The organism is Leifsonia sp. fls2-241-R2A-40a, assembly GCF_030209575.1.
In the GTDB taxonomy this organism is placed as follows: domain Bacteria; phylum Actinomycetota; class Actinomycetes; order Actinomycetales; family Microbacteriaceae; genus Leifsonia.
The window spans coordinates 975,167-991,737 of record NZ_JARVRS010000001.1 but is presented as its reverse complement, the minus strand read 5'-3'; the positions used below and the strand labels follow the sequence as shown (position 1 = coordinate 991,737).

18 protein-coding genes are annotated in these 16,571 nt (G+C 67.9%); 12 read left to right on the top strand and 6 right to left on the bottom strand.

What is annotated here, in order from left to right:
• Position 1: 1 nt before the first annotated feature.
• The 6 genes from QRN40_RS04895 to QRN40_RS04870 are packed head-to-tail and all read left to right on the top strand — an operon-like array spanning position 2 to position 6,042.
• A complete protein-coding gene (locus QRN40_RS04895; RefSeq protein ID WP_285114381.1) occupies positions 2-496 on the top strand; it encodes a nucleoside deaminase in 495 nt (164 codons plus the stop codon).
• A 23-nt stretch (positions 497-519) separates the two neighbouring features.
• On the top strand, positions 520-1,557 hold the full coding sequence (locus QRN40_RS04890) for a Gfo/Idh/MocA family protein (protein ID WP_285114380.1): 1,038 nt from the start codon (positions 520-522) through the stop codon (positions 1,555-1,557).
• A complete protein-coding gene (locus QRN40_RS04885) occupies positions 1,557-2,321 on the top strand; it encodes an SDR family NAD(P)-dependent oxidoreductase (RefSeq protein ID WP_285114379.1) in 765 nt (254 codons plus the stop codon). Before QRN40_RS04890 ends, QRN40_RS04885 begins: the two co-directional genes overlap by 1 nt.
• Entirely contained in the window at positions 2,314-3,129 is an 816-nt protein-coding gene (locus QRN40_RS04880; protein ID WP_285114378.1) for a purine-nucleoside phosphorylase, read from the top strand. The genes QRN40_RS04885 and QRN40_RS04880 overlap by 8 nt, the downstream gene beginning before the upstream one ends.
• The gene (locus QRN40_RS04875) at positions 3,126-4,820 is read left to right on the top strand and encodes a phospho-sugar mutase (RefSeq protein WP_285114377.1); all 1,695 of its coding nucleotides are present in this window, start codon (positions 3,126-3,128) and stop codon (positions 4,818-4,820) included. The genes QRN40_RS04880 and QRN40_RS04875 overlap by 4 nt, the downstream gene beginning before the upstream one ends.
• Positions 4,813-6,042: an MFS transporter gene (locus QRN40_RS04870; RefSeq protein WP_285114376.1), complete on the top strand. Its 1,230-nt coding sequence runs from the start codon at positions 4,813-4,815 to the stop codon at positions 6,040-6,042. The genes QRN40_RS04875 and QRN40_RS04870 overlap by 8 nt, the downstream gene beginning before the upstream one ends.
• A gap of 178 nt (positions 6,043-6,220) precedes the next feature.
• Here QRN40_RS04870 and QRN40_RS04865 read toward each other — a convergent pair whose 3' ends face one another.
• Positions 6,221-7,105 carry a LysR family transcriptional regulator gene (locus tag QRN40_RS04865; RefSeq protein WP_285114375.1) on the bottom strand — a complete coding sequence of 295 codons (885 nt, stop codon included), beginning with the start codon at positions 7,103-7,105 and terminating at the stop codon, positions 6,221-6,223.
• Positions 7,106-7,221: 116 nt separating this feature from the next.
• Here QRN40_RS04865 and QRN40_RS04860 point away from each other — a divergent pair, with 116 nt between their 5' ends.
• Together QRN40_RS04860 and QRN40_RS04855 are read left to right on the top strand one after the other, a co-directional pair.
• Complete coding sequence (locus tag QRN40_RS04860; RefSeq protein ID WP_285114374.1) at positions 7,222-7,941, top strand: SDR family oxidoreductase; 720 nt, start codon at positions 7,222-7,224, stop codon at positions 7,939-7,941.
• A gap of 2 nt (positions 7,942-7,943) precedes the next feature.
• Positions 7,944-8,627, top strand: a complete 684-nt coding sequence (locus QRN40_RS04855) for an alpha/beta hydrolase (protein WP_285114373.1) — start codon at positions 7,944-7,946, stop codon at positions 8,625-8,627.
• Positions 8,628-8,805: 178 nt separating this feature from the next.
• Here QRN40_RS04855 and QRN40_RS04850 read toward each other — a convergent pair whose 3' ends face one another.
• A complete protein-coding gene (locus QRN40_RS04850; RefSeq protein WP_285114372.1) occupies positions 8,806-9,378 on the bottom strand; it encodes a TetR/AcrR family transcriptional regulator in 573 nt (190 codons plus the stop codon).
• A gap of 98 nt (positions 9,379-9,476) precedes the next feature.
• On the opposite strand from QRN40_RS04850, the gene QRN40_RS04845 reads away from it, so the two are divergent.
• A complete protein-coding gene (locus tag QRN40_RS04845; RefSeq protein WP_285114371.1) occupies positions 9,477-10,358 on the top strand; it encodes an aldo/keto reductase in 882 nt (293 codons plus the stop codon).
• A 574-nt stretch (positions 10,359-10,932) separates the two neighbouring features.
• Here the strand turns inward: QRN40_RS04845 and QRN40_RS04840 are convergent.
• Genes QRN40_RS04840 through folE form a run of 3 tightly spaced genes read right to left on the bottom strand, consistent with a single transcriptional unit; the run spans position 10,933 to position 13,287 of the window.
• Positions 10,933-11,439, bottom strand: a complete 507-nt coding sequence (locus QRN40_RS04840; protein WP_285114370.1) for a DUF2231 domain-containing protein — start codon at positions 11,437-11,439, stop codon at positions 10,933-10,935.
• 52 nt (positions 11,440-11,491) lie between these two features.
• Positions 11,492-12,622 (bottom strand): transaldolase, encoded by a 1,131-nt coding sequence (gene tal / locus QRN40_RS04835; RefSeq protein ID WP_285114369.1) that lies wholly within the window; start codon positions 12,620-12,622, stop codon positions 11,492-11,494.
• Positions 12,623-12,645: 23 nt separating this feature from the next.
• Positions 12,646-13,287: a GTP cyclohydrolase I FolE gene (gene folE, locus QRN40_RS04830; RefSeq protein ID WP_285114368.1), complete on the bottom strand. Its 642-nt coding sequence runs from the start codon at positions 13,285-13,287 to the stop codon at positions 12,646-12,648.
• An 83-nt stretch (positions 13,288-13,370) separates the two neighbouring features.
• On the opposite strand from folE, the gene QRN40_RS04825 reads away from it, so the two are divergent.
• A complete protein-coding gene (locus tag QRN40_RS04825; RefSeq protein WP_285114366.1) occupies positions 13,371-14,030 on the top strand; it encodes a helix-turn-helix transcriptional regulator in 660 nt (219 codons plus the stop codon).
• 95 nt (positions 14,031-14,125) lie between these two features.
• On the opposite strand, the gene QRN40_RS04820 is transcribed toward QRN40_RS04825, so the two are convergent.
• Positions 14,126-14,281: a hypothetical protein gene (locus QRN40_RS04820; RefSeq protein ID WP_285114365.1), complete on the bottom strand. Its 156-nt coding sequence runs from the start codon at positions 14,279-14,281 to the stop codon at positions 14,126-14,128.
• Here QRN40_RS04820 and QRN40_RS18545 point away from each other — a divergent pair.
• Positions 14,253-14,837 carry a DUF4386 domain-containing protein gene (locus tag QRN40_RS18545; protein ID WP_350224769.1) on the top strand — a complete coding sequence of 195 codons (585 nt, stop codon included), beginning with the start codon at positions 14,253-14,255 and terminating at the stop codon, positions 14,835-14,837. The genes QRN40_RS04820 and QRN40_RS18545 overlap by 29 nt on opposite strands.
• Before the next feature lie 493 nt (positions 14,838-15,330).
• Positions 15,331-16,542 (top strand): benzoate/H(+) symporter BenE family transporter, encoded by a 1,212-nt coding sequence (locus QRN40_RS04810; protein ID WP_350224768.1) that lies wholly within the window; start codon positions 15,331-15,333, stop codon positions 16,540-16,542.
• The last annotated feature ends 29 nt before the right edge of the window (positions 16,543-16,571 follow it).

Genomic DNA, 16,571 nt, shown 5'->3' with positions numbered 1-16,571 from the left:
CATGCCCTCCTCCACCCCACTGTCCCCGTCAGACCGGGCGCACCTCGAGCACGCGGTGCGGCTCGCGACCGAGAACGTCGCCGCCGGCGGCGGCCCGTTCGGCGCCGTCCTCGTCGACGCGGACGGCACCGTCGTCTCGGTCGGCCAGAACCGCGTCACCCGCGACAACGACCCCACCGCGCACGCCGAGGTCGTCGCCCTGCGCGCGGCGGGCCGCCTGCGCGACGACTTCAATCTCTCCGGGCTGACCCTCTACTCCTCGTGCGAACCGTGCCCGATGTGCCTGGCCTCCAGCCTCTGGGCGCGGGTGGACAGGGTGGTCTTCGCCGCCGACCGCTACGACGCGGCCGACGGCGGCTTCGACGACCTCGCCTTCTACGACCTTTTCGCCCGCGATCGCGACAGCTGGGAGACGCCGGTCGAATCCCACCCCCTCCCGGGGCGGGCGACGCCGTTCGACGCGTGGAAGTCGAACACCGCCCGAGTCGATTACTGACGTCCGATCCCGACAGGAGCACCATGAAGAACACATCCATCCGCCCCGTCATCATCGGGTCCGGGATGATCGCCGTCAGTCACGCGCGCGCTCTGGCAGAGCTCGGGATCCGCCCCGCCGTCGTCTGGAGTCCCAACCGGGCCAACCGCGACCGGTTCGCGGCCGACTGGGACGCTGTCTCCGCGCCCTCCCTGGCGGAGGCGCTGGACACTCCTGGCGTCACCCACGTTCACGTGTGCTCGACGCCGATGAACCATCTCGACCCCATTCGGGAGGCTGCGGAGCGGGGCCTCGCCATCCTCAGCGAGAAGCCGCTCGCCCCGACCGGCGAGCTCGCCTCCGAAGCTCTGGAGTACGTGCAGTCTCACGACGTCGCCCACTTCCTGAATTTCAACCGGCGCCAGGACGAGGGCATCCAGTTGCTCCGCGCCGCGATCGGCGGCGGAGAGCTGGGTACCCCCGTCTCGGTGTTCGGGCACTACCGCCAGCAGTGGAACGCCAATCCCAGCGGACTCGACTGGCGGTACGACCCGCAGCAGGTGGGCCCCACGCGCACCGTCACCGAGATCGGCTCGCACTGGCTCGATCTTGCAGAGTTCGTCCTCGGCGACCACATCGCCGAGGCGAGCGCCCTCCTGTCGACGATGGGGGAGCGCGACTACGACACCGGCTCGGCGTCCGGCCGGGTGGACCCGCCCAACGACGACCTCTTCGCCGCGCTGCTGCGCTTCAATTCCGGCGCCGTCGGACAGGTCTACGGCACCGAGCTCTCCCACGGCTCGTTCGACGAGATCGAGCTGCGCGTCGACGGCACACTCGGGTCGGCGGTCTGGACCTCGGGGCACCCCAACCTGCTCCGCCTCGGCGACAAGACCTCCGGTCTGCGGACGCTCGGCCTGGATGCGCCCACCGCCTCACTCGAGCGCAGCATCGCCGCGATCTACGCGGGCGAGGCTGAGGAGCGCGGAGTCGCCACCTTCGTCGACGGGCTCAGCAACGCACTGGCGATGGACGCCATCCGGCTGTCCGCACAGACCAACACGTGGAAGGAAACACGATAGTGAACAGCAATCAGGCACCCCTGGGATTCACCCTCATCGGGAGGACAGCGCTCGTCACCGGAGCGGCCGGCGGTATGGGCCGTGCCATCACCGCCGCCCTGCTGAACGCCGGCGCTACGACCGTCTACGCGTGGGACCGCCTCCCCACCGACAGCGAGGGGGTCACCTCCCAGATCGTCGACCTCGCTGACACGAGCGATGTCGAGCGCGCACTCTCGGCACTCGAACGCACCCCGGAGATCGTCGTGAACGCCGCCGGCTTCCAAGTGGCCCGTCCCACCTTCGCGGTCGACACCGACGATTTCCGGCGGACGCTCGACATCAACCTCACCAGCCCCTACGTCATCCAGCGCGAGATCGCCCGGCGCCTGGCCGACGAGGGCAGGGAGGGCGCATTCATCAACATCACCTCCGTCGCCGGTAAGCACGGCTTCAGCAACCAGGTCGACTACACGACCTCGAAGGCGGCGTTGATCGGGCTCACTCGGGCGGCCGCCCTAGACCTCGCCCCCGCGATCACCGTCAACGGCATCGCACCCGGCACGGTCGACACACCGATGATCGCGCAGGTCATCGCCGAGGTCGCCGCGCAGACTGGGCTCTCGCTCGAGGACCAGCGGGAGGCGTTCGTGTCCGGGATCCCGACCAAGCGGATGCAGCAGCCCAACGAAGTGGCGGCCGCGATCGTGTTCCTGGCCTCCGTCGCCGCGCGCTCCATCACCGGCGAGATCCTCAACGTCGACGGCGGGAGCACGCGTGACTGATGCGCGACCCTCAGACCTGGCCGCCGAGGCCGCGCACGTGCTCGCCGAGATCACCGGTGTCGCCCGGCACGAGATCGCCATCACCCTCGGCTCGGGGTGGAGGTCTGCTGCAGAGCTGATCGGAGACGTCGTCGCCGATGTCCCGGCGGCGGAGGTGCCCGGGTTCACCGCATCGGGTGTGGCCGGTCACTCGGGGCGGCTTCGCTCGATCCGACTGGCCGACGGGAAGCACGTCCTCGTGATCGGCGCGCGGACCCACCTATACGAAGGAAAGGGAGTCGCGGCGGTGGTACACGGAGTGCGCACTGCGGCCGCCGCCGGCGCCTCAACGCTCATCCTGACGAACGGGGCAGGCGGTCTCAACCATTCTTGGGCCCCCGGCGAGCCCGTGCTGATCCGCGACCACATCAACCTGACCGCCACCTCGCCCATCGTCGGCGCGGAGTTCGTCGACCTCACCGACCTCTACTCACCCCGCCTGCGCGATGTGGTCAGATCGATCCGGCCGGGCATCGAAGAGGGCGTCTACGTGCAACTGCCAGGGCCCCACTACGAGACACCCGCCGAGATCGGAATGGTGCGTGCGATCGGCGGGGACATCGTCGGCATGTCGACCGCACTCGAAGCCATCGCGGCACGCCAGTGCGGACTCGAAGTCCTCGCGATCTCGCTGATCACCAATCTCGCCGCCGGAATCCAGGACGCGCCGCTCAGCCACCAGGAAGTCCTTGAAGCCGGCGCGTCAGCAGAAGGCCGCCTCGGCCCGCTGCTCGCCGAGATCGTGCACACGGTCGGGGCTGCCGCATGATCCCTGACGACACCTTCGCCCGCGCCGAGTGGTGGCTGCACAACGACCCGGACCCGGTCACACGGCAGGAGCTGACCAGGCTGCTCGACTGGGCACGCCAGGGCTCAGCCGCCGCATGGGCGGAGCTCCGGGACCGATTCTCCGGACGCTTACAATTCGGAACCGCCGGCCTGCGCGGTGCGCTGGGAGCAGGCCCGAACCGGATGAACCGAGTGTCCGTCGCCCACACCGCGGCAGGACTCGCCGCCTACCTCACCGCCACCTCCGACTCCCCGTCGGTCGTCGTCGGCTTCGACGGGCGCACCAACTCGCACGCCTTCGCCATCGACACCGCCGAGATCATGGCAGCGGCAGGGATCACAACCTACCTGTTCGCACGAATGGGCCCGACGCCGCTGCTCGCCTTCGCCGTCCGGGAACTCGACACCACAGCGGGCGTCATGGTGACAGCCAGTCACAACCCCGCCGGCGACAACGGCATCAAGGTCTACCTTGGCGGGCCGCACAAGGGCGCGCAGATCGTCGCACCCGTCGACCAGGAGATTTCTGCGCACATCAGCACCGCCGCCACGTTGCCATACGCGGTGATTTCGCTCTCGTCCGAATTCGACCTCGTCCCGGCATGGGTGAGTCAGAAATATGCTGCGATCACCTCCTCGCAGGTCACTCAATCCCCGGTGGCGATGGGTGTGGTCTATACCGCGATGCACGGCGTGGGCTGGAAGACCGTCGATGAGGTGGTCTCTGCGGCCGGCTTCTCTTCCGTGATCCCCGTCCCCGAACAGCAGCACCCCGATCCGCGTTTCCCCTCCGTGCGGTTTCCGAATCCGGAGGAACCGGGGGCGCTGGATCTCGCCTATGCGCTTGCGTCAGAACGCTCGGCCGAACTCATCATCGCCAATGACCCCGACGCCGACCGGCTCGCGGTCGCCGTGCCCGAGGACGAGGGCTGGCGTCGGCTGACCGGGAACGAGGTGGGTTTGCTGCTGGGTTGGGCGGCCGCGGAACGGGCTCGCGCACACGGTCAGACGGGGACGCTGGCCTCCTCCGTCGTGAGCTCGCCGGCTCTTAGGCAGGTAGCAGGCGACTACGGGCTCCGCTTCGTGGAGACGCTCACCGGCTTCAAGCACATCGCACGCGTTCCTGACCTGATCTTCGGATTCGAGGAGGCGCTCGGCTACCTGGTTGACCCCGCCAAAGTGTCGGACAAGGACGGCATATCGGCGGCGGTCGCCGTCCTGGACTTGACCTCCCGGCTCAAGCGAGAGGGGCGCTCCTTGAGCGACCGGCTGCTCGAAGCCGCTCACCGGTTCGGCGCGCACGCCTCGGAGCAAGTGTCGATACGAACCCCTCATGTGAGCGACATCATCGAGACGATGACCCAGCTACGCCGCCGTCCACCGCGGGAGCTTGGCGGGGCTGGAGTCGTGGGGATCGACGACTTCCTCCACGACGTGCGGGAGTTCGCACCGACCGACATGCTCCGTTTCCGGCTGGCCGACGGGTCGAGGGTCATCGTGCGACCGTCCGGCACGGAGCCGAAGCTGAAGGCCTACATCGACACCCACGACGCAACCGGGCGCCCGGAGGAACGCATCCATACGGCCCGGGCACGTGCGCGAGATCTGGCTCTTGGCGTGCGGCGGGAGCTCGAGGACGCGTCCGCTGCGGGAGGCGGCGTCGATGACTGACCCGGCCGCGGGGGGCGGTGTACGGTCGCTGATCGCGTCCGCCGGACTGCCGTACTTCCCAATCGCGCTGTTCGCACGGCTACCGCTCGCGATGACGCTGATCGGTTCGATCACGATGATCACGGCGATCCGCGGCTCGCTCGCCGAGGCTGGTGCGGTCTCCGGCGTGCTCGGCCTCACGTCGGCCTTTGTGGCCTCGGTGATCGGGATCGCCGCCGACCGCTGGGGCCAGCGGCCTGTCGTGCTCGTAGCGTGTATCGGAAATGCGATCGCCTTGACGGGCCTTGTCGTTCTGACCATCGGGGGAGCACCGCTTTGGGCGCTGCTTCTGGTCGCGGTTGCGGCCGGCGGCACTTCCCCGCAGATCGGCCCCATGGCGCGCGCCCGGTGGATCGGTCTGGCCCGAGGGCGGTCGGAGGCGGCTCTGACGTGGGCAATGGGCTACGAGTCGACGGCGGACGAGCTGACCTTCATCATCGGGCCCCTCCTCGTGGCACTTCTCGCCAGCACACTCTTCCCGGCTGCCCCACTGCTGCTGGCCGCATTCGTGACCGCAGGCTTCGGGATCGCTTTCGCCCTCCATCCCACCCATGCCGCCGCCCGGGCTCCGCGGCAGGCCGCACCTGCTGCGCCCCTCCGCGATGTGTTGTCACGGCGCGCCGCCGTCGTTCTCGTAGGAATGCTGATGATGGGCGCGTTCTGGGGAGGGTCCCTGACCACCCTGACCGGGTTCGCGAGCAGAGCCGGCAATCCGGCTCAGGCGGGGCTCATCTACGGCGTGATGGGAATTGCAGCCGGCGGCGTGGCCTTCGGCGCCGGCCTGCTGCCGAGCCGCTTCCGACTCACCTGGCGCTGGATAGCCGGCGCTGGAATCCTGCTCATCGCCATGGTCGGTGCATCCACGTCGGTCGATTCAATCGTGCTGGCCGCCTGGTATTTCGGCGCGGGTATCGGAGTTGGCCTTACCATCGTGACACTGTTCAGCCTTGCAGCGGCCGGCGCGCCCGCAGGTCGTTCCAGCACCGTGATGACCATCATGAACGCCGGCATGATCCTCGGGCAGGCGATCACGACAACCGTGAATGCTCAGCTTGTAGCGGTTCATGGGCCCTCGACCGGGCTTGTCACCCTCATTTTGATCGGCCTCGGCATGCTGGCCGCGGCGTCGATCCGGACGGTAATGGCAGACGCTCCCCGCCCGCCCCAGACTGCGGCGCCATGACAGAGCCGTGAAAGGACGGGAGGGCCCGATCATCGGCGGGCGCTCCCCATTCGAGCCGGCTCCGCGCACGCCCGATGCGAGCGCGGGACGGCCCGGAGCGGTGTGCTCGGGGTATCACTCTCGCTGGTGGAGTGCATTCCCCGAGCGCACTCCGCTTCCGATGTACCCGTCGTGCGGATCAGTTCTCACCGAGGTCGTGTTCGGCGTCGCGAGCTGTGGCGATGAAGGCCTCGATGAGGCGCGACCGCCTGCTCCTCTCCCAGCCGAGGAGCACATCCGTCGGCGGCAGGTCTGACACCGGGACGAAGGTGACATCGGCCCGGCGGTAGAAGCGCGCGGTCGAGAGGGGCAGGATGGCGATCCCGCTGCCCACGGCCACGAGCTCCAGTTTCTCTTCGACGGTCCGGCTCGGCGAACGCCCCGGACCGCGTCGGCGTCGCATCTCGGCCGCGATGCCCGCCCACTCCGGTACGGCGGCCGGATCCTGGAGCAGATGCTCGTCTGCGATGTCGGCCATCGTCACACCGGATGCGGCGGCCAGTTCGTGATCGGTGGGCAGCATTACCACGCGCGGCTCGGAGAACAGCAACTCGGTCGTCAGCCCTGCCGCCTCGAACGGCCTTCTCAGATAGCTGACGTCGGCGCGGCCATCGTGGAGCACCCGCACCTGGTCGTCCCAGCTCGTGCGCATGACCTGCACGGTCACGTCCGGGTGCACGCGTTGGAACGCGCGTACGGCCGTCGTGATCATCAAGCCGGGCATGAAGCCGACGGTGAACTCCGACTCGCCCCGTGCAGCGGTCGCGACCCGGCGCCGGACCGCCGCGGCGGATGCGAGGAGCGCGTCGGCCTCCTCATACAGCAGCCGGCCTTCGTCGGTGAGCTCGGTTCCCCGGGTGTCGCGCACGAACAGCCGCACCCCCAGCTCCGACTCGAACGCTCGGATCTGCCGGGAGAGCACGGGCTGCGCGATCATCAGCACCTCGGCGGCGCGGCCGAAGTTCAACTCCTCGGCGACCGCGACGAAGTAACGCAGCTTCCGCAGATCCAGGTCGGCGTTCACGGAGATAGTCTCCCACAGGCGGTGATACCCGTTAGGTGTCACTGCGCCCGAAAGAGGTCTTGGACGGGAGCTACCCGAGCGAGGGATGCTCGATGCGGCTCAACGAAAGGAACTCTATGTCTCTCAATGGAAAGCGCGTCGTCGTCATCGGCGGCACCTCCGGAATTGGTCTGGCGACCGCTCACGCTGCGGTCGACGCAGGTGCAGAGGTCATCGTCGCATCCAGCCGTCAGTCGAGCATCGATGCGGCACTCGGCGAGTTGTCCGCCGGCACTACCGGGCGGACGGTCGATGTCCTGGACTCCGCCGACGTGCAGACCTTCTTCGCCGAAGTCGGCCCCTTCGACCACCTCGCGTACACCGCCGGGGAGCCGCTCAGCCTCCTCCCGGTCGACGGACTGGACATCGACCGTGCGCGCGGGTTCTTCCAGGTGCGGTTCTTCGGCGCCCTGAACTCGGTGAGCGCTGCGGCCGAATACATCCGACCGGGCGGCTCGATCACGCTCACGTCGGGTTCTGCCCGCACGCGGCCCGGCTCCGGTTGGGCCGTCGCGTCGAGCCTGTGCGGCGCGACGACGAGCCTCGCCGGCGCCCTCGCAGTCGAGTTGGCTCCCGTCCGGGTGAACGTGGTCGAGCCCGGCATCGTCCGTAGCCCGCTCTGGAGCGGAATGAGCGCCGAGGACCAGCAGGCGATGTACCAGCAGCAGGCCGAGATCCTCCCGGTCGGCCGCGTCGGCGAGGTTCACGACATCGCGCACGCGTTCCTGTACTCGATGACCCAGTCCTTCATGACCGGTACGTCCATCCCGGTGGACGGTGGGGCACTTCTGGTCTGACCATGATCTCGAATCGCACGTCGAACTACCCGCCTCTCGACCCGGACGCCGTGCTGTGGTCCCACAGCAAGGCCGACCCGGACTCCGATCTGCTGATCATGATGCACGGCTGGAGCTATGACGAACGGCACCTGTTCGCCCTCCGCTCCCGACTTCCACAGGAGCTCACGATCGCCTCCCTCCGCGCTCCGATCGCGGAGGCGGGCGGATACGCCTGGTTCCCGAGCTCGGGAAACCCGATCGGCGACCCGCGCCCCGAGGTCGCCAACGCAGCCGTCGACGCCGCGCTCGCCTGGTACGACGACCTCCCGCGGTTCCGCTCCGTCGGCGTGATGGGGTTCTCGCAAGGCGGGGCCATGGCCCTCCAACTGATGCGCCGGCGCCCGGCCGAGTTCGCCTACGGCATCCAGCTCGGAGGCTTCGTCGTCGACGACGCCCAGCCCGGCGATCGGCAGCTTGCCCTCACTCGGCCGCCGGTATTCTGGGGGCGCGGCGCGCACGACTCGGTCATCCCCGGGTCGGCGATCCGGCGCACGGCGGAGTTCAGTGCGACGCATCTCTCGGTCGACGAGCGCGTCTACAGCGACCTCGGCCACGACGTCGCAGGACAGGAGGTGCGCGACCTTGGCGTATTCGTCGGGGGCATGGTCGACCACGCGCGTACGGCCGCAGAAGGCAAGCCGTAGCGTGGTGATAGGACGGGAGGGACGCCGGGTCCTCCCCATCCTGGCCGACCCCATGTCGGCCGGGAGCGGTGTGCTCGGGCTATTTCCCCGCGCTGGTGGTGTGCGGGCCTCGAGCACACCGTCTCACAATGATTATTAAACTTCCCGTCATTCTTCGTAGGAAGCAGGTCGTGCGTGGTCAGGTCAGCGGCACGTGCGGCTGGATCCCGTCGAGCACGATGCGCACCGCTCGTTGAAGCTGCGGGTCGTCCCGGTAGACTCCGCCGGTGACGGCGAAGATCACCCGCATCACGTCGTCGGCATCGACGTCGAGGCGCACCTCGCCCGCCTGGCGGGCTCGCTCGACCAGGGGATCGGCGATCCGATAGATGGCATCCCGAGCCGGCGCGTAGACGACCGAAGCTTCTGTCAGAACGGTGACGATGGGATGCTTGGTCCGCATGAAGTCGGCGAACTTCAGCAGCCACATCTCCAGCGCGTTCCAGGGGTCCGGCTCCTCTATCGAATTCCCGAATCGCACGAGTTCGTCGACGGTCGCCAGGTAGACGGCCTCCATCAAGGCGATCCGGGTGGGGAAGTTCCGGTAGAGAGTGGCCACGCCCACGCCCGCTCGGCGGGCGATCTCCTCCATTCCGACGCCGGCACCCAGCTCTGCGTAGGCGGTGACGGCTGCGGCCAGCACCGCGTCGAAGTTGCGTCTCGCATCCGCGCGCTGGGGGCGTCTCTCCTCGAGGAGTGCTGACAGGCTCACGCGACTACTTCCCGAATATGTGATAGACAGTCTATCGGATAACTGAGAGATCGGCTCTCAGTACCGCGATCCCATATTACTGGGCAGACGGGAGCATCATGACATTCTCGACCGCAGCCACGCTGACGATCGGCGGCGACCTGACCGTCGGCCGCGTCGGCTTCGGAGCGATGCAGCTGACGGGCAAGCAAGTGTGGGGCGAGTACCCCGACCACGATGGCGGCATCGCGCTCCTCCGAGCGGTAGTCGACGCCGGAGTAACCTTCATCGACACGGCGGACGTCTACGGTCCGCACTCCAACGAGCTCTTAATCCGGGAGGCGCTCCACCCGTACCCGAAGGAGCTGATCATCGCCACCAAAGGCGGATTCGTACGCGGGGGCTACGACTACTCCACGCTCGACGCGGTGGGCAATTCAAACTACCTCCGGCAGTCGGCCCGCATGAGCGCGCGACGCCTCGGGGTTGACAGCATCGACCTCTACTACCTGCACAGCGGGCAGGCCACAGATGTCCCGTTCGAGGAGCAGGTCGCCACGCTTGCCGCGCTCAAGGATGAGGGTCTCATTCGGCACGTCGGTCTCTCGAACGTCACGGTCGCCCAGTTCCAGCTCGCCCAGAGCATCACCTCGATCGACGCAGTGACCGCGCTGTACAACGTTGGCAATCGCCGAGGGGTCGACCTGCTCCGCGCGGCGGAGGCGGGAGACGCTGTGTTCTCGCCGTGGCATCCCATATCCATTCAGGACGGCGGAGACCCCGAGCGCATCGCAGCTGCTCTCACCCCGATCGCGCAGAAGCACGACGCAACGGTGCAGCAGATCGCCCTAGCCTGGCTCCTCCACCGCGCCCACAACACGTTGCCGATCCCCGGGACCACCAGTGTTGACCACCTTGCGAGCAACCTCCGCGCCGCGGCGATCCGCCTCACAGAAGATGAAGTGACCGCGATCACCTCACTCGTGCCAGAAGCGGCGTGAGCAACATGGGGCCGGAACTCCTATGGGGACTGATCGGATGTGCGCTGTCTCGTGCATGAGAGTTTTTGCTGCCTGCTCCGGTGCGAGGTCGAGGCCTAGGGCAAAGGTGTGCTTTTCGGGGTCGGTGTAGCCGTTCGCGTGGGTGAGCGTCTCGCGTGTGACTGCCCATCCGCTGGCCTCAAGCTGCGCGGCGAGCGGGCTCATGACGCCATGACCGTGGTTACCGGTGAGTAGTTGGATCGGGTCTTCTGACGCCGTCGTGAGGTCGATAGTCGTCGTCGAAACAGATGACGGGGCAGATGTAATTCCAAAATTTGGACACAATTTGGACACACTTGAAGAATTTCGAGGCAATTCAGCGATGTCTCCGAGAGGGAAAACCAGCGGAATCCCGCGGTATTGCCTTTCGGATGGCAGCCACAAAAGCGCCCTATGCGAGCACACGGCTCATAATCGTGGTGTCGCGGGTTCGAGTCCCGCCCTCGCTACAGTCCTTGAAAACACTGGGAACGGCGGCTGTTGAACAGCCGCCGTTCTTCAGTTTCCGCAGCGATTCCGAAGCAATCTCGACGGGCTACCGATAGCCGCGTTCTTGCGTGGTCTCATCAGCGACGCGCACGCCGTAGCGATAGACCAGCTCTCCGCCCAGAAACCCGGAGAGGCCGATGATCGCGATCCCGACGATCGTGGCAACGAATCCGGGCACGCTGAAGTGCTCGCCCGCGACTACCCGGAGGATGAAACTCAGAACGAATACGACCACCGCGACGAGGTTCGCTGTCATGTGAGTCAGGGCGACTCGTCGTGCCTTCGTTCCGGTCTGGATGCCGCTGAGATCGATGAAGCCGACGACTGCAGCTATGAGTGCCCCGATCACTCCGATCGCCACCAGGGTGCGGGAGCCCACCGCATAGGGACCCTGGTCTCCGACCGTGAGGGCGACGATGTCGAAGATCAGCGCCGCGACCCAGGAGCCGACCGGCACCGTTATGAGGAGGCCGTGGAAAGGATGGCCGTATGGGCCGGCGATGATGTTCCGCGGGTGCTTGGCCCGCTGCATCGGCGTCTGTTCGTCGTTCATGGAATTCTTCCTCCCTTGAATCGAGTTTTGCTTCGCGCCGTCGCCTCGCCTGTTATCGGGGGCTGACGGATGCCAACGAAGCGGAACGCAGTACCTCCGTCAGCTCGGTCGAGAGCCCGCTCCAGGCGTCGGCGAACTTCGTGACGCCCTCCTCCTCGAGGACGGCGACCACGTTGTCGTAGTGGATGCCGACCCAGGCCAGCTCGTCGAGCGTCGCCCTGGCGTCCTCGTACGTGCCGCGGATAGTGTCGCCGGGGAGCGGCTTCCCGTGGTCGGCGACCGCCGCGAGCGTGGCCTCCGTCATCGTGTCGACGACGCCCGGGGTCACCAGGCCCTCGACGTAGAGGGTGTCCGGGTAGTCGGGGTTCTTCGTCGACGTAGACGCCCACAGCGGGCGCTGCGGGTGGGCGCCCGCAGCGGCCAGCGCCGACCACTCCTCGCTCTGAAGCGAGCACTCGAAGTCGCGGAAGGCGATGCGGGCGTTCGCCAGCCCCGCCCGGCCGCGCAGCGCCTTGGCCTCCGCTGAGCCGATGCCATCGAGCCGGCGGTCCACCTCGGTGTCGAGGCGCGAGACGAAGAAGGACGCGACAGAGTGGATGCCGGCGAGTTCCAGCCCGTTGCCTGCCGCCTGCTGCAGGCCGGCGAAGAACGCCTCCCTCACCTCGCGGTACCGGTTGAGTGAGAACAGGAGCGTCACGTTGGCGCTGATCCCCTCAGCGAGGCAAGCGGTGATGGCGGTGAGCCCCTCGATCGTCGCAGGGATCTTGATGAACAGGTTGGGCCGGTCGACGCTCCACCACAGTGAGCGCGCTTCGGCGACCATGCCTGAGGCGTCGTGGGCCAGCCGGGCATCCACTTCGATCGAGACGCGGCCGTCGATCCCACCGGTGGCGTGGTAGCACGGGCGCAGCACGTCGCACGCCTCTCGCACGTCGTGCGTGGTCAGCTCCCGCAGCGCCTCCCCGACCTCGGCACCGCGCGCGGCGAGGTCGTCGAGCTGATCCTGGTACGACGAGCGTCGGCTGATGGCAGCGGCGAAGATGGATGGGTTGGTGGTGACGCCGCTGACGTAGCGGTTCGCGACGAGATCGGCCAGGCGCCCCGAACGGATCAGGTCGCGGCTCAGATCGTCGAGCCACAAGGATACGCCGGCGTTGGCGAGACCTTCGAGCGGATCGGACATGGTGGTGCTCCCTTCCGCGTCGCTCAGGACGCGATGCCGGTGAGGGCGAGGAACTCCGCGCGCGACCGGGCGTCGTCGCGGAGACGGCCGAGCAGCGTCGAGGTGACCGTGCTCGATCCGACGGCGTTGGCGCCGCGGAGTGTCATGCAGGAGTGCTCGGCGGCGATGACGACCCCGACCGCTTGCGGACGCAGGTGCTCCTGCAGCCAATCCGCTACCTGCTTCGTCAGCCGCTCCTGCGTCTGCGGGCGGCACGCGAACAGCTCGACGACCCTGGCGAGCTTGGACAGTCCGATGATGCGATCGCCTGGCAGGTAAGCCACCCAGGCCCGCCCGGTGAACGGCAGCAGGTGGTGCTCGCACAGGGACCGGACGGGGATGTCGCGGGCGACGACCAGCTCGTCGTAGCCCTCCTCGTTCGGGAAGGTCGTCAGGTCGAACGGCCGCGGAGTGAGCAGTTCCGCCCACGCCCGTGCCATCCGTGCGGGAGTGTCACGGAGGTGCTCAGACTCGAGCGGCACCCCGAGAGCGGTGAGGAAGGCTTCTGCGGCCTCTGCTGCGGCGACCGTGTCGGGGGCGGGCGCCCCGGACACCACCCGGAGGTCGGCCGGGCTCGCGCGCAGCCAGGTCGTGGCGTCCCGGTCGAGTGCTGCGGATGCGTTCATCGTCAGCCTTTCTCCGTCGAGATGATCTCAGGGTGCGCCGATCGACCCTTTTTGTCAAGATTCATTGTTGTTAGAGTGTGGGCATGGAAACGCATGGTGAGGACGCCGCGGTTCAGGCGGTAGGAGCACTGGCCGACCCGGCCCGCCGCCGCCTGTACGACTACGTCTCGTCCAAGGACGAGCCCGTCGCCAGGGAGGACGCGGCGTCGGCCACAGGGATGAGCCGCACCCTCGCCGCGTACCACCTCGACCGCCTGGCCGAGGCCGGCCTGCTCGAGACGAGCTACGCTCGCGACCCCGGGCGCGGTGGCCCCGGCGCTGGCCGCCCGGCCAAGCGGTACGTGCGCAGCGCGCGGGAGACCTCCGTGTCCGTCCCTCCCCGCGACTACCGGCTGCTCGCCGAGCTCATGACGTCCGCAGTTGCCGCCGACGACACTGGACGGGTGCGGGAGGCGCTCGTCTCCGCCGCCGAGGCGGAGGGGACGCGCAGCGCGACACCCGCCCGCACGCTTGAGACGGAACTGCGGGATCGCGGCTACGAGCCGTCGGACGCCGACGGGTCGGACATCACCCTGCGCAACTGCCCGTTCCACAGGCTCGCACAGCGGCACACGGACCTCGTCTGCGGCATGAACCATGCCCTGCTCCGGGGCGTGCTGGCCGCGCACGGCGACGACCCCGAGCGGGCGCGGCTCGACCCGCAGGAGGGCCGCTGCTGCGTAGTACTCACCGGGTCGTTCTAAGCGGCGAGCAACAGGATCATCGCCTGTTGCGGCATCGGCCGGTCGACAAGGTAGCCTTGCGCACGATCGCACCCCACGCGCGTGATCCGTTCCAGCTAATCGCGTGTCTCGACACCTTCGGCGACCGTCCGTACACCGGACGCGCGCGCTGCATCGACCCCCAGGGCGATCATGACTGCGGCGTTCTCGTTCACGACCAGCGCTCGATTGACCTTCTCAGAGGTGATCGTCGCGATAGCGAACGTCGGCACCGCGGTCGTCCTCTTCGCCGTCGGCAAACGACAGAGCGAGACCGCAGCCCTCGGCTTCGTGACATCACGGGTCCTCGAGAGCGCGCTGAATCTGGTCGGCGTCGCGAGCGTCCTCGCTGTCGTCGCGCTTCGACAGGGTGCCGGGGGTGGTGGAACTGAAGCGCTCGTCGCCGCAGCCAACGGTGACAGCCTGATCGCGATCTATAACGGTGCTTTCCTGGTTTCGCAGAGCCTGATGTCCGTCTTCAACGATCTGCTCCTCGGCTACATCCTCTGCCGCGCCCGCCTCGTTCCCCGCGTCTTCCCGATCGTCGCCTTCATCGCCGCCCCACTGCTGCTCATCTCGGACATCGCGATCTTCTTCGGCGTAATCGACCGCACCAACCCGGGCGGCAGCCCTGGCGGCACGTCCGATTGCCCTCTTCGAGCTCGCCCTCGGGATCTGGCTCATCGTCCGCGGATTCAACCCCAAGTCCCCTGTTCACGGCTTCGCCCGGCCTGGCGACGTAGTTCGCGAAACCCAACCGGATCTCAGCGCGCTCCCCGATGTGCGTGATCAGGTGAGGCTGTGACCGCCGTTGACCGTAATCTGCTCGCCAGTGATGAACGACGCGCTATCGGAGGCCAGCCACACCACGGCGGCAGACCATCCGCGGGCGTGCCCATGCGGGCGAGGGCCAAGTGAAACCCCCGGAAACTCAACGATTCCGGGGGTTTTTGCCCGGATTCGCCCATCGCGGCGCGAGAGGTTGCCGATCGTCTCGTCCGATTCGCGACCGGGCCCTATCTAGCGGACCGGGCGGAGCTGGCCGGTGCGCGAGAAGAAGAGTTGCCCGATTTCGTCAAGCGCTATGCCCCGAGCGAAGGCTATAGCGGCTTCGACCAATGGCTAGCCGAGATGGTCACAAAGTCGGCCCAGACCTCCACAGGACGAACGAACCCGCCAGCGCACGGAGGGGCGGGAGCGGATAGGGAGACGGAGGTAAGATCGAGCGTCCCGCCGGCCGGGTGGATGCGTCGGCCGGGCGTCGGGTTCTAAGCTCTCCTCTATCGCTTCGTCATCCCTGCTTCAGCCGATCTCGGCCGGGTTCGTCGCTGCCATCTCCGGTTTCGCGTCGTCGTTCGTGATCGTCGTCGCCGGGCTCCGCGCGGTCGGCGCGACCGCTGCTGAGGCCTCGTCGGGGTTGTTCGCGGTGTGCATCGCCATCGCGATCGTCAGCACGGTGGGCGCGCTCTGGCTGCGGGTTCCGCTCGCGATCGCCTGGTCCACTCCCGGTGCAGCTGTCCTGCTCGCCGCGGCCGGTGGCCATATCCGGTTCTCGGATGCGGTGGGTGCGTTTCTGGTGTCGGCGGTGCTCATGGTGCTGTGCGGCCTCTGGCGGTGGCTGGGCCGTGCGATCGCGAGCATTCCGCGGCCGTTGGCCAGCGCGATGCTCGCCGGCGTGCTGTTGCCGATCTGTCTGGCGCCGGTGCAGGCGGTTGCCACGCTGCCGCAGTACGCGGTCCCGATCGTGGTCGTCTGGCTGGTTCTGTTCCGGCTCGCGCCGCGGTGGGCGGTCCCGGCGGCCATGCTGGTGGCTGTCGCGGCGATCCTCGTGGCTGCCGGAACCGGGTGGGTCGGCGAGGCGGCGATCACGCCGCGATTGGTGTTCGTCGCGCCCACCTTCGACCCGCTCACGGTGCTGAGCGTCGGGCTGCCCTTATTCGTTGTGACGATGGCGGGTCAGAACGTGCCGGGCTTCGTGGTGATGAATACGTACGGGTACGTCGCCCCGCCGCGGTTCTCGCTCGTCGGTCAGGGCGTCGGATCGGCGGCTGCAGCGCTGTTCGGGGGTCACGCGATCAATCTGGGCGCGATCACCGCGGCGATCATGGCCTCACCGGAGGCATCACCCGATCCGTCCCGGAGGTGGATCGCCACCCTCACCAACGGTCTTCTCTATCTCCCTCTGGGTGCGGCTGCGGGGTTGGCTACGGCGCTGATCAGCGCTGCGCCTGCCATCCTGGTGACGGCGGTGGCTGGTCTCGCGGTGCTCGGGGCGCTGGTCAGCAGTATCGTGAGCGCGCTGGAGGACGTCCGGCACCGCATCGCAGCGATCGTGACCTTCCTCGTCGTCGTGTCCGGGGTCGTCGTCGGCGGGATCGGATCCGCATTGTGGGGACTCATCGCCGGCGCGATCACCATGTGGTGGCTCGGCTGGGCGCGCCGAGACGCCCACAGCCGCCCGGCCGACGCACCTCCTCCGAGCCCGACCGAGTAGGCCTCTCCGGCGGTAGCTGGCTGGAAGCA

What these genes read in the sequence shown, in the direction of transcription:
- QRN40_RS04845 (WP_285114371.1), top strand. Translation starts at nt 9,477, where the DNA reads ATGACATTCTCGACCGCAGCCACGCTGACGATCGGCGGCGACCTGACC.
- tal (WP_285114369.1), bottom strand. Translation starts at nt 12,622, where the DNA reads ATGTCCGATCCGCTCGAAGGTCTCGCCAACGCCGGCGTATCCTTGTGG.
- QRN40_RS04890 (WP_285114380.1), top strand. Translation starts at nt 520, where the DNA reads ATGAAGAACACATCCATCCGCCCCGTCATCATCGGGTCCGGGATGATC.
- QRN40_RS04855 (WP_285114373.1), top strand. Translation starts at nt 7,944, where the DNA reads ATGATCTCGAATCGCACGTCGAACTACCCGCCTCTCGACCCGGACGCC.
- QRN40_RS04895 (WP_285114381.1), top strand. Translation starts at nt 2, where the DNA reads ATGCCCTCCTCCACCCCACTGTCCCCGTCAGACCGGGCGCACCTCGAG.
- QRN40_RS04870 (WP_285114376.1), top strand. Translation starts at nt 4,813, where the DNA reads ATGACTGACCCGGCCGCGGGGGGCGGTGTACGGTCGCTGATCGCGTCC.
- folE (WP_285114368.1), bottom strand. Translation starts at nt 13,287, where the DNA reads ATGAACGCATCCGCAGCACTCGACCGGGACGCCACGACCTGGCTGCGC.
- QRN40_RS04840 (WP_285114370.1), bottom strand. Translation starts at nt 11,439, where the DNA reads ATGAACGACGAACAGACGCCGATGCAGCGGGCCAAGCACCCGCGGAAC.
- QRN40_RS04825 (WP_285114366.1), top strand. Translation starts at nt 13,371, where the DNA reads ATGGAAACGCATGGTGAGGACGCCGCGGTTCAGGCGGTAGGAGCACTG.
- QRN40_RS04875 (WP_285114377.1), top strand. Translation starts at nt 3,126, where the DNA reads ATGATCCCTGACGACACCTTCGCCCGCGCCGAGTGGTGGCTGCACAAC.
- QRN40_RS04860 (WP_285114374.1), top strand. Translation starts at nt 7,222, where the DNA reads ATGTCTCTCAATGGAAAGCGCGTCGTCGTCATCGGCGGCACCTCCGGA.